Annotated in this window: 12 protein-coding genes; 8 read left to right on the top strand and 4 right to left on the bottom strand. The window is 70.6% G+C overall.

The features are described 5' to 3' along the window. The first annotated feature begins 9 nt into the window (after window positions 1-9). The 8 genes from FFT21_RS16705 (at window position 10) to FFT21_RS16670 (ending at window position 7,287) form a co-directional block, all read left to right on the top strand. On the top strand, window positions 10-270 hold the full coding sequence (locus FFT21_RS16705; RefSeq protein WP_137814811.1) for an acyl carrier protein: 261 nt from the start codon (window positions 10-12) through the stop codon (window positions 268-270). 109 nt (window positions 271-379) lie between these two features. Next, entirely contained in the window at window positions 380-1,447 is a 1,068-nt protein-coding gene (locus tag FFT21_RS16700) for a methyltransferase (protein WP_192909581.1), read from the top strand. A 43-nt stretch (window positions 1,448-1,490) separates the two neighbouring features. Then, window positions 1,491-3,239 carry an acetyl-CoA carboxylase carboxyl transferase subunit alpha gene (accA, locus tag FFT21_RS16695; RefSeq protein ID WP_137814809.1) on the top strand — a complete coding sequence of 583 codons (1,749 nt, stop codon included), beginning with the start codon at window positions 1,491-1,493 and terminating at the stop codon, window positions 3,237-3,239. Continuing rightward, window positions 3,208-3,756 carry an acetyl-CoA carboxylase biotin carboxyl carrier protein gene (locus FFT21_RS16690; protein WP_137814808.1) on the top strand — a complete coding sequence of 183 codons (549 nt, stop codon included), beginning with the start codon at window positions 3,208-3,210 and terminating at the stop codon, window positions 3,754-3,756. The genes accA and FFT21_RS16690 overlap by 32 nt, the downstream gene beginning before the upstream one ends. Before the next feature lie 57 nt (window positions 3,757-3,813). Next, window positions 3,814-5,196, top strand: a complete 1,383-nt coding sequence (locus FFT21_RS16685; RefSeq protein ID WP_137814807.1) for an acetyl-CoA carboxylase biotin carboxylase subunit — start codon at window positions 3,814-3,816, stop codon at window positions 5,194-5,196. Between the two features lie 32 nt (window positions 5,197-5,228). Then, entirely contained in the window at window positions 5,229-6,251 is a 1,023-nt protein-coding gene (locus tag FFT21_RS16680; protein WP_137814806.1) for a methyltransferase, read from the top strand. A 51-nt stretch (window positions 6,252-6,302) separates the two neighbouring features. Beyond that, complete coding sequence (locus FFT21_RS16675; RefSeq protein ID WP_137814805.1) at window positions 6,303-6,632, top strand: antibiotic biosynthesis monooxygenase family protein; 330 nt, start codon at window positions 6,303-6,305, stop codon at window positions 6,630-6,632. A 142-nt stretch (window positions 6,633-6,774) separates the two neighbouring features. Further along, the gene (locus tag FFT21_RS16670; RefSeq protein WP_137814804.1) at window positions 6,775-7,287 is read left to right on the top strand and encodes a DUF1772 domain-containing protein; all 513 of its coding nucleotides are present in this window, start codon (window positions 6,775-6,777) and stop codon (window positions 7,285-7,287) included. A 63-nt stretch (window positions 7,288-7,350) separates the two neighbouring features. Here the strand turns inward: FFT21_RS16670 and FFT21_RS16665 are convergent, their stop codons facing one another. The 4 genes from FFT21_RS16665 to FFT21_RS16650 all read right to left on the bottom strand — a co-directional run bounded on the left by FFT21_RS16665 (window position 7,351) and on the right by FFT21_RS16650 (window position 11,270). Further along, on the bottom strand, window positions 7,351-8,088 hold the full coding sequence (locus FFT21_RS16665; RefSeq protein ID WP_192909580.1) for an SDR family NAD(P)-dependent oxidoreductase: 738 nt from the start codon (window positions 8,086-8,088) through the stop codon (window positions 7,351-7,353). A gap of 85 nt (window positions 8,089-8,173) precedes the next feature. Next, entirely contained in the window at window positions 8,174-9,013 is an 840-nt protein-coding gene (locus FFT21_RS16660) for an NAD(P)H-binding protein (protein WP_137814802.1), read from the bottom strand. A gap of 28 nt (window positions 9,014-9,041) precedes the next feature. After that, window positions 9,042-9,671, bottom strand: a complete 630-nt coding sequence (locus FFT21_RS16655; protein ID WP_137814801.1) for an NAD(P)-dependent oxidoreductase — start codon at window positions 9,669-9,671, stop codon at window positions 9,042-9,044. A gap of 114 nt (window positions 9,672-9,785) precedes the next feature. Further along, window positions 9,786-11,270: an MFS transporter gene (locus FFT21_RS16650; protein ID WP_137814800.1), complete on the bottom strand. Its 1,485-nt coding sequence runs from the start codon at window positions 11,268-11,270 to the stop codon at window positions 9,786-9,788. Window positions 11,271-11,306 lie beyond the last annotated feature (36 nt).

The raw sequence follows: 11,306 nt of genomic DNA, 5'->3' as shown, positions 1-11,306 counted from the left end.
GTGAGCGATATGAGCGAGTTCACGATCGACGAGCTGGTGCGGCTCATGCGGATCTGCGCCGGGGAGACCGAGGGCATCGATCTGGACGGTGACATCACCGACATTCCGTTCGACGAACTCGGCTACGACTCCCTGGCGCTGCTCGAGGTGTTCAACCGGGTCAAGCACGAGTTCGGCGCGGAGATCCCCGAGGAGATGGTGGGTGAGCTGAAGACGCCCCGGATGGCGCTGACCGCCGTCCGGGATGCGCTCGCCGCCACCGCGGGGTGAGCGGGTCCGGACGTGCATGGACGAACCCGCCAGGCATCTCTGCGGGTTCGAGGAGAGTCCTCGACGCGCGATCGGCCGCACTGAACGACACGAAGGAGAGAACTTCGCGATGACCACGACCGAACCCGGCGCGACGAAGTCCGGACTGCCGAAGACCAACCTCCCGGACGAGTTGCACGCGCACCACCTGCTGCTGCTCGCCAGCGGTGGGCGGCTGATGCGGATCGTGCAGGTACTGGTGGAACTCGGCCTCGCCGACATGATCGGTGACGGCACCATGACGGCCGACGAGATCGCCGACAAGACCGGGATGCACGCGCCGTCGCTGTACCGGGTGCTCCGGGCCGCCGCGGCGGTGGGCATTCTCGTCGAGGAGCCGCTGAAGACATTCGGTCTGACCCCGCTGGGCAACGGTCTGCGGTCGAACCACCCGGACGGGATTTTCGCGCTGGTGAAGTACAGCATCATGGATCTCACCATGCGGCCGTACGCCGAGATCATGCACAGCGTGCGGACCGGGGAGCCGGCCTTCGAGAGCGCCTTCGGTGTGTCCTTCTACCAGTACCTGGAGGACAACCCGGAGATCAGCCGGTTCTTCGAGCGCTTCATGCGGCACTGGAGCCGCCAGACCATGCAGGAAGACGTGTGGCAGCAGTTGCGGCCGCAGCGGTTCAACCGGATCGCCGACCTCGGCGGCGGGGACGGCTTCTTCCTGTCCAACGTGCTTCGTGAGGCCCCCGACACCACCGGTTACCTGCTCGACCTGCCCGGTGCCGTCGCCGCGGCACCGCCGATCCTCGAGGAGCACGGCGTGGCCGACCGGGTGACCGTCATCCCCGGGGACTTCCTCACCGACGACATCCCCCAGGGCTGCGACGCGTACCTGTTCAAGGGCGTGATGCACAACCTGTCCAACGACAAGCTGGACCTCGTCCTGGGCAAGGTTCGCGACGCGCTGGACGGCAACCCGGAAGGGCGGCTACTGATCTTCGACCACGTGCTGGAGCCGCCGAACCAGTGGGACTTCGGCAAGTTCCTCGACGTGGACATGCTGGTCCTGTTCGGAGGGCACGAGCGGACCCTCGAGGAGTTCCGCGAGGCGTTCGACCGGTGCGGCTTCGAACTGCTCGCGGAGCCCACCGACCACTGGGCGCTGCTGGAGTGCCGCGTCAGGTGACCGGGCACAGACACGCCAACACCGTCCGATGAGGTAGGTCGTCGTGCGCAACGAGGCTTTCACAGCGGCGGGTAACGGCGCCGCAGAGTGGATCACGTGCGCCCGGTGCCGGCAGCTGGTCTTCCACCGGAAGTGGGCGCGTGCGCTCGGGGTGTGCCCGCAGTGCGGCAGTCATTCCCGCCTGAGCGCGCCGCAGCGGGTCGCGCAACTGCTCGACCCGGAATCCGCCGAGATCATCGAGTTCCCGGTGAACAGCACGGACCCGCTCGAGTTCGTTGACTCCAAGCCGTACCCGCAGCGGCTGGCGGCGGCCCGAGCGGCCACCGGGCTGCGGGAGGGGCTGGTGTGCGCGCGGGGCACGATCGGCGGCGAGGCCGTGATCGTCGCGGCGATGGACTTCAACTTCATGGGCGGCAGCCTCGGTGGGGCGACCGGGGAGCTGGTGACGCTGGCGGCCGACACCGCGCTCGCCGAACGCACCCCGCTGCTGATCGTGTCGGCGTCGGGTGGCGCCCGGATGCAGGAGGGGGCCATCGCGCTGATGCAGATGGCGAAGACCAGCCGCGCACTCGGCCGGCTCGACGAGGCGGGCGTGCTGACCATCTCGCTGGTCACCGACCCGACATTCGGTGGGGTCGCCGCGTCGTTCGCGTCGCTGTGCGACGTGACGATCGCCGAGCCGGGTGCGCGGATGGGCTTCGCCGGCCGCAGGGTCATCGAGCAGACCATCAAGGAGACCCTGCCGGCCGATTTCCAGACCGCGGAGTTCCTCTTCGCGCACGGTCTGATCGACGGCGTGCACCGGCGCGACCAGCTGCGGCCGGTGCTGGCGCGGCTGCTCAGGGCTGGCCGGTCCGATCGGCGCCGGCTGGCGCCGGCCGGTCCGGTTCGGCCCGACGTCGTCGTGGCGCCCGAGGAACTGCCCGAGCAGGAACCGTGGACGGCCGTGCAGCTGGCCCGCCGGCTGGAGCGACCCACCACCCTGGACTACCTCCGGTCGGTGTTCGACGACTTCGAGGAACTGCACGGCGACCGCGCGTCCGGCGACTGCCCGGCCATCGTGGGTGGCACCGCACTCCTGGAAGGGCGACCCGTGGTGGTGATCGGCCACCAGAAGGGTCACTCCGTCAACGAACTGTCCACACGCAACTTCGGCATGCCCACGCCGGCCGGATACCGCAAGGCCGCGCGGCTCATGCGGCTGGCCGGGAAGCTCGGGATCCCGCTCGTCACCTTCATCGACACCCCGGGAGCCTTCCCGGGGGCCGAGGCGGAGGAGCACGGCCAGTCGATCGCCATCGCGGAATGCATCCGCACCATGGCGGGCATACCGGTGCCGGCGGTCGCGATCGTCACCGGCGAGGGCGGCAGCGGCGGGGCGATCGCGCTCGGCGTGGCCAACACGGTGCTGGCGCTCTCCAACGCCATCTACTCGGTGATCAGCCCGGAGGGGTGTGCGGCGATCCTGTGGAATGACCCCGCCGCGGCGCGGCGGGCGGCGGCCGCACTCCGCGTCGACACCCCGAACCTGCTGCGTTTCGGCGTGGTCGACGGAGTCGTCCAGGAACCCGAACCGGGTGCCGACCGGGACCACCCGGGTACCGCCGACCGCGTCCGCGCGGCGCTGTCCGCGACGCTCCAGCAGTTGGCCGGCACGGATCCCGCCGAACTCGTCCGACAGCGGGAACGGCGGTTCCGGCGCTTCGGCGCCAACAGTCAGTCCCCTACCGGGGAAAGGTCCGTGAGCGAGGAGGCTATCGATGAGCGAACAGCCGTCAGTCGGGCTGGATGACCGGTTCGACGAGCGTTTCGAGCGGGACTTCGTCGGGGAGCGGTCCCGGGAGCTCGAGCACGCCCTGGACAGGGTGACCCGCGCGGTGTCGGAGGTGACCCGGTGCGCGCACCTGCCGAGCGCGCTGCGGGTCCGCGGCGGTGACCTGTCGGTGGAGATCGAGTGGCACAACCAGGCGCCGGTGGCCACGGTGACCGAGACCGCGCCGGCGCTGGCCGGGGCACCGGTCGCCACGCTGCCCACGAACGGTGGCGCCGCCGCCCGCACGGATGCGGAGCACACCGTGACGGCGCCCACGGTGGGCGTGTTCTACCGCGCCCCGGAGCCGGGGGCCGCGCCGTTCGTTGAGGTCGGCGACGAGGTCACCGCCGGCCAGCAGATCGGCATCGTCGAGGTCATGAAGCTCATGGTCCCGGTGGAGGCGGACCGGGCAGGGCGCGTGACGGCCGTGCTGCAGGAGAACAACACCGCCGTGGAGTACGGGACACCGCTGTTCCGGATCGCGCAGGAAGGCTGACGAGGCTGATCCGCCCGGCGGGCCGCTTTCGTGGCCAGCTCGTCTCAGGAGGTCCCATTGCTCAGGACGGTTCTGGTGGCGAACCGTGGAGAGATCGCGTTGCGGGTCGCGCGCGCCTGCCGGGAACTGGGTATCCGCGTCGTGGCCGTGTATTCGACGGAGGACCGGGATTCCGCGGTGGTCCGGTTCGCCGACCAGGCGGTGCACATCGGACCCGGCCCGGCGAGCGCCAGCTACCTGAACATGCCGGCGATCATCGAGGCCGCCCGGCAGGCCGGGGCGGACGCGATCCACCCCGGCTACGGGTTCCTCTCCGAGGACCCGGACTTCGCCGAGGTGTGCCAGAGCAACGGGCTGGTGTTCGTCGGCCCGCCGGCCAAGGTCATCGCGCAGCTGGGGGACAAGATCGCCGCCCGGTCGCTGATGGCCGCGGCCGACGTGCCGCTGCTGCCGGGCAGCATCGAGCCGCTGCGCAACGAGACCGAGGCGCGGGCCTGCGCCGAGGAGATCGGGTACCCGGTCATCATCAAGGCCGCCGCCGGCGGTGGCGGGCGGGGCATGCAGATCGTGCGGGACTCCGCCGACTTCCTCGCCGCGTACCGGGAGACCACGGCGCGGGCGCAGACCCTGTTCGGTGACAACCGCGTCTACGTCGAGCGGTACGTGGACCATCCGCGGCACGTCGAGGTTCAGGTGCTGTGCGACCAGCACGGCAACGCCGTTCACCTCGGCGAGCGGGACTGCACGGTGCAGCGCAGGCACCAGAAGCTCGTGGAGGAGACGCCGGCCCCGGGGCTTCCCGAGGAGGTGACCGCGCGGCTCGGGGAGACCGCGCTGCGCGGGGCCCGCGCGGTCGGCTACGTCGGCGCCGGAACCTTCGAGTTCCTCGTCGACGGCAACGGCAACTTTTCCTTCATGGAGGTCAACTGCCGCATCCAGGTCGAGCATCCGGTCACCGAGCTGACCACCGGCATCGACCTGGTGCAGCAGCAGTTGCGGATCGCCGGCGGCGAGCCGCTGGCGATCGGCCAGGCCGACGTCACGCCCCGCGGCGTGGCGATCGAGTGCCGGATCAACGCCGAGGACCCGGAACGGAACTTCGCCCCGGCGCCGGGAACACTGGAGGAGTTCGTGCCGGCGGGCGGCCCGTTCGTACGGGTCGACACGCACGGCTTCACCGGTTACCGCGTTCCGGGAACGTACGACTCGCTGCTGGCCAAGCTCGCCGTCTGGGCACCCACCCGGGACGAGGCGATCGCCAGGATGCGCCGCGCCCTCGGCGAGTTCCGGATCTCCGGTCCGGGGGTGCGCACCACCGCGGACTTCCTGGCGCAGGTGGTGTCCAGTGCGCCGTTCCGGAACGCCACGCACAGCACCGCACTGGTGGAACACATGCTCAACGGAACTGTCCGCTCCGGCGATGCGGCGAACGCGGACTGAACCATCTGTCCGGCCGGAAGAGAGGCGGAGATATGCAACCGGAGGTTACCGAGTCGGGCGGGCCCGGGGAGATCCTGCGGCAGGTGCTCGCGTTCTACGGATCGCGCGCGGTGATCAGCGCCGTGGAACTCGATCTGTTCACGGTCCTGGCCGAGGGGCCGCTGGACGCCACGGCGATCTGCGGGCGCGTCGGCCTGCATGCCCGTGGCGCGCGTGACTTCCTGGACACCCTCGTCTCCCTGGGCCTGCTGGCCCGGGACGGCGAGGCGTACCGCAACAGCGCGGGCGCCGACCAGTACCTGGACCGGCGCAAGGCCAGCTACCTCGGCGGATACGCGCTGATGGCCAACCACCTGCTGTTTCCGGTGTGGAGCAGGCTCACCGAGGCGCTGCGCACCGGCGCACCGCAGGTGCCGACCGGCGGCGGCTTCTTCGACGGGTACCGCAACGAGCACGAGGTGCGCAGCTTCCTCGGCGCCATGGACGCGATCAACGGAACGGTCGGCGACGACATCGCCCGCGAGTTCGACTGGGCCGAGTGCACGTCGTTCGTCGATCTCGGTGGCGCCCGGGGCAACCTGGCGGCACGGCTGGTCGCCGAGCACCCGCACCTGCGGGGAACCTGCTTCGACCTGCCGCAGATCGAGCCGTTCTTCCACGAGCACGTGGCGAAGCTGGGGATGGACGGTCGGATCACGTTCCACGTCGGCGATTTCTTCGTCGACGACCTGCCGCGCGCGGACGCGTTCATTCTCGGGCACATCCTGCACTACTACGACCAGGAGCAGCGCGAGGGCCTGCTGAAGAAGGTCTTCGACGCGACCAACACCGGCGGCGCGGTACTGATCTACGACCGGATGATCGACGACGACCGTCGCGGCGCGCCGCTGAGCCTGCTCGGCAGCCTGAACATGCTGCTGACTTCGGATGGCGGCCGGGAGTACACGCCGTCCGAGTGCCGGGGCTGGCTCACCGCGGCGGGATTCATGGCCGCCGGGACAGTCCCGGTCGGGGAGACCGACACGCTTGTCGTCGGCCGCAAGGTGCTGAACTGACCGCCGACCCCGGAAACGTTGCCCGATCCGGATATCACACGGGGAGAGAAGATGGCCACGATCTCGGCCGACCGCGAGGTTTTCACGCTGATCAACGTGTTCACCGTCGACCCGGAGAACCAGCAGCGGATGTACGACATCCTGTGCGAGGCCACCGACATCATCAAGGAGTTTCCCGGCTACCTTTCGGCCAACCTGCATCTGAGCCTGGACGGCACCAAGGTGATCAACTACGTCCAGTGGCGCAGCGAGGCGGACTTCAAGGCGATGCGTGACCACCCGGACGTGCAGCCGCACTTCGCGGAGTGCCGGGCGATCGCGCAGGTGAACCCGATCTTCTGCCGGGTCGAGTTCAGCCACGAAGCCCCCGCGGAGGCGTGAGCCTCGTTTCCGCACGAATCCGGAAGAACGAGGACGGTCTTCGGTCGCTGCCCGCCGAAGGCCGTTCTCTCCGCTGTGCCACGCTGTCGATATCGTGCGTGAGCCCGGTCGATCGTAGCCACGAGGTGGGGAGTACCAACACATGCGTCCGGAACGCCGGACCCCGGTGCCGAAGAACTCGTCGACGTCCGCCGAAACCCGATTGCTCGAAGCGTTTCTCGCCGCCACCGGGTTCGCGCTCGGTGCCGGGCTGTTCGAGATTCGGGTGGTCATACCGCAGTGGGCGGCCGTGCCGACGCCGAAGGAGTTGCCCGCGGCCATGGAACGTTCCGGCCACGTCGCGTCCGGCAAGGCGTTCTGGCCGTTTGTCGGGGCCACGGTACTGCCGCTGACCGCGGCCAACCTGGTCGCGGCGCTGCGCTGTCGGGGACCGCGCCGCCCGTGGTGGTTGGCCTCCTCGGCGACGATGGCCGCGACCACCGTCGCCACCGCCACCTACTACGTCCCCACCCTGCACAGGCTCATGGCCGCCGAGGAACTTCCCGAGGAGAAGGTGCGTGCCATGGTCCGCTGGCGCGTGCGGTTGGACTACGTGCGCCTCGCCGTCGGCATCGGTGGCTGGTTCGCGGGGTTGCGGGCGCTTTCCCGGTCGTGACGCCGAGCATCGGAAAGCGGGCCTGTCGCTGGGACAGGCCCGCTTTCGCGGTGATCCGCCGGGTCAGGTCTGCCCGCCGTCCACCACGATCTCCTGGCCGGTGATGCCCGCGGCGCCGTCCGAGGCGAGGAAGCCCACGGTCGCGGCCACCTCCTCGGGTGTCGCCAGCCGGCGCAGCGGCGTGTGGGCGATCACGTCCCGCACCGCCTCGCCGAACCCTCCGGTGGCGGCGAGGACCCGCTCGGTAGCGATGATGCCCGGTACCACCACGTTCACGGTGACGCCCTGCGGGCCGACCTGCCACGCCAGGCTGCGGGCCGCGCCGTGCAGCGCGGACTTCGACGCGCTGTAGGCCACCCGGCCGGCCATACCCAGCCGCACCACCGCGCTGGAGACCAGCACCACGCGTCCCCACCCGGCGGCGGCCATGTCCGCGACCGCGGCCTCGGTGAGCGCCAGGGTGCCCTCCACCGTGCCGCGCAGCGCGGTGCGCCAGCCGCTCTCCAGCAGCGCGCCCGCCTCGGGCCCGCCGATCAGGTTCTCCGGCCAGGCGACCGCGTTGTGTACCGCGACGGACACCGGGCCCAGCCGGTCGTGCACCCGGTCCAGGAGGCCGGCGACCGAATCCGGGTCCTCCAGGTCGAGCGGCAGCGCGGTCACCTCCGCGCCCGAGACGCGCAACTCCTCGACCAGGGCCCGTGCCCGGTCCTCACCCCGGTAGTAGGTGAGCGCGACCCGGTGGCCGGACGCCGCCACGGCCCTGGTGATCGCGCTGCCGATGCCACCGGCGCCCCCGGTCACCAATGCGGTCCTTGCCTGTTGCGCCATCAGTCTCCCCACTGAATGCAACGTTGCTGGTGCGCGTTCACCGGGTAGCCCACCGGGCTCACCGGAAGTCCGCCGCGTGGTCGACGGCCCACTCCGCGAAGGTGCGCGCGGGGCGGCCGGTCACCTCCTGCACGGTGGGAGTCACGGGACCCGGCTTCGCCACCGACGCCGCCAGATACTCCAGGATCATCTCGATGATGGGACCGGCCATGTGCGCGCTCATCTGCTCGCGCCACTGCTCGGGCGAGACCTCCTCGAAGCGGACGTCCCGCCCGATCGCCTCGCCGATCAGCCGTACCTGCTCGACCTGGGTGATCGCCTCCGGCCCGGTCAGCTCGTACTTCTTGCCCGCGTGGCCGTCCTCGAGCAGCGCGCGGGCGGCCACCGCGGCGATGTCGGCCTCGTGGATCAGCGCTCGCGCGGCGTCGCCGTAGGGCGCCCGGACGATCCCCGCGGCGCGGATCGACGGCGCCCACTTCCACAGGGTGTTCGTGGCGAACTCGTCGGGCCGCAGGAACGTCCACTCCAGCGTGGTGTCCTCGACGGCCCGCTCCACGGCGAGGTGGTGTTGGGCGCTCGGGTTGTGTTCGGCGTCCTCCTCGAGCACCGAACTGGAGGACAGCACCGCGACGCGTCGCACGCCGGCCCGCTGGATGAGGCCGACGACCTCGCGCGCGGTGTCGGGGATGGGGAACAGGTACACCCGGTCGACGTCCCGCAGCGCGTCCCGCAGCGCCGAGGGCTCGGTGAGATCGCCCGGCACGACCTCGACGTCCGCCGGAAGGTTGGCCGAGTCCGGGCGGCGGGTGATGGCGCGCACCCGCTCACCGGCGTTGCGCAGTTCCTCGACGACGTGCCGCCCGACGTGTCCCGTCGCTCCAGTCACCAGGATGGTCATCGCTGTTCCTTCTCTTCGCGACCTCGCCTCAGTAGGCCTGACCGACAAAGTTCCGGACCGTGCCGTCGTCCGTCAGTACACGGAGAATCGCGTCGGCGACATCCGCGCGGGAGATGCTCCATCCGTTGGGCACGTGCTGCCCGATGGCCAGCCGGTACCGTCCGGTGCGCGGGCCGTCGGTCATCCTGGCGGGCCGCAGGATCGTCCAGTCCAGCGAGCTTTCCCGGACGTCGTGCTCCATCCGCTTCAGGTCCTCGAACGGCGCCCTGAGAATCTGACCGAGGATGAGCTGGACCAGCCGCCGGGGCACGGTGTCCCCCCGCTCGGCGGTGTGCGCGGAGTTGCTCACCACGACCAGCCGCTTGACCCCGGTGGCCGTCATCGCCTGCATGATGCTGCGCGCGCCCGGCTGGCAGACCGGTGGTGCCTTGGGCGAGGTGCCACCAAGCGCGGAGGCGACGGCGTCACAGCCGCCGATCGCCGGCGCGACGGCCTCCGGATCGAAGATGTCGGTCTCGACCACGTCGAGGCGGTCGTCGCTGATCTGCACTCGTGACGCGTTCCGCACCACGCCGGTGACCCGGTGGCCGCTGTCCAGCGCCTGCCGGATCAGGTGGTGGCCGGTTCGGCCGCTGGCTCCGAAGACGGCGATTCGCATGAGCGTCTGCTCCCCTTCCGTGTGCGTACGACACGCGCAGCGGCCGGCGGGACCACGCCGTGGCCGGCCATGATCCCGCCGTGCGGAACCGCCGCGCCGGACGACCTCGCGGGCTCAGGCCGGAGCCGGCGAGTCCTGTGTGGACCTCTCGCGGGGAGCCGCGCCCCGGCCGGCCGGCTTCCGGATGGTGAGCAGCGCGACGAGCAGCGAGGCGGCCGCGATCCCGGCGGCCACCAGCAGGCCGCTGCCCCAGGCGTGCGCCAGCACGTCGGCGCCGGGCCGCGCCGAACTCGAGCCGATCCGGTGGACGAACACGGTGACCATCGCGGCGAGGCCGAACGACCCGCCGACCTGCTGGCAGGTGTTGAGAATGCCGGTGGCCATGCCGGTGTCCTGCGGCTTCACCCCGGCGATGCTGGTAACCGTGACGGTGACGATCATCCCACCGAAGCCCAGCGGCACCAGCAGCAGCGCGGGCAGCAGCCGGCCCGCGTAGGTGGAGTCCGCGGACATGAACGACGCGTACAGCAGTCCCGCCCCGAGCAGGATGGTGCCCGCCACCAGGATGGGCAGCGGCCCCACCCTGGCCAGCAGCCGGGAGGCCAGCTGCGCCGAGAGGATCACGCACATCGGCGCGGGCAGCAGCGCCAGCCCGGTGAGCAGCGGGTCGAAATGCAGCACCTCCTGGGCGAACTGGCTGAGGAAGTAGTAGAAGCCGATGATCACCGCGTTGTTCAGCAACTGCATGAGGTACGCGCCGGACCGGTTGCGGTTGGTGAACAGCCGCAGCGACATCAGCGGCTGCGGGTGGGTTGCCTGGATGGCCACGAACGCCGCGAGGAGTACGACGGCGACGCCGAAGGAGGTGAGCGTGGCCGCCGACGTCCATCCCCGGTCCGCCGCGCTGATCGCGCCGTTGACCAGCGCGGCGGACCCGATGGTGACGGTCAGCGCGCCGAAGATGTCCAGCTTCTTCGGCAGCCGAGGCGACTCGGAGAGGTAGATCGCCGCGCCGGCGAGCACCAGCGCGCCGAGCGGCACGTTGATGAAGAACACCCAGCGCCAGGAGATCAGCTGGGTGAGCAGGCCCCCGGCGATCACCCCGAGTGCCGATGCGGCGCCGGACACCGCGCCGAAGACGCCGAACGCGCGGTTGCGCGCCGGTCCCTCCGGGAAGTTGGTGGCGACCAGGGAGAAGGCGGTCGGGGACAGCAGGGCGGCACCCACGCCCTGGCCGACCCGGCTGGCGATGAGCCACGTCTGGCTCTGGGCGAGCCCGCCCAGCAGGGAGGACAGCACGAACAGGGCGGCCCCGATCTGGAAGATGCGGCGCCGGCCGTACAGGTCGCCCAGCCGGCCGCCGAGCAGCAGCAGCCCGCCGAACGGCAGCGTGTAGCCGTTGACCACCCACTGCAACGCCGTCGGCGTGAAGTGCAGGCCGCGCTGGATGCTCGGCACGGCCACCGTGATGATGGTGATGTCCAGCACCACCATCAGTTGGGCGCCGGCGAGGACCGCGAGCACGAGTCCCACGTTGCGTGGCGCGGCGGCCGGTTCGTCCTCTCTCGGCCTGGCCTGCGTCACGTCCGTCTCGGACATCGACCCTCCAGTCTGGTCGAAGATGCGAGCTTTAAG

Source organism: Gandjariella thermophila (assembly GCF_005405885.1).
Taxonomy (GTDB): domain Bacteria; phylum Actinomycetota; class Actinomycetes; order Mycobacteriales; family Pseudonocardiaceae; genus Gandjariella; species Gandjariella thermophila.
The sequence above is the reverse complement of the archived record's forward strand: the minus strand, read 5'-3'. Positions and strand labels throughout refer to the sequence as shown.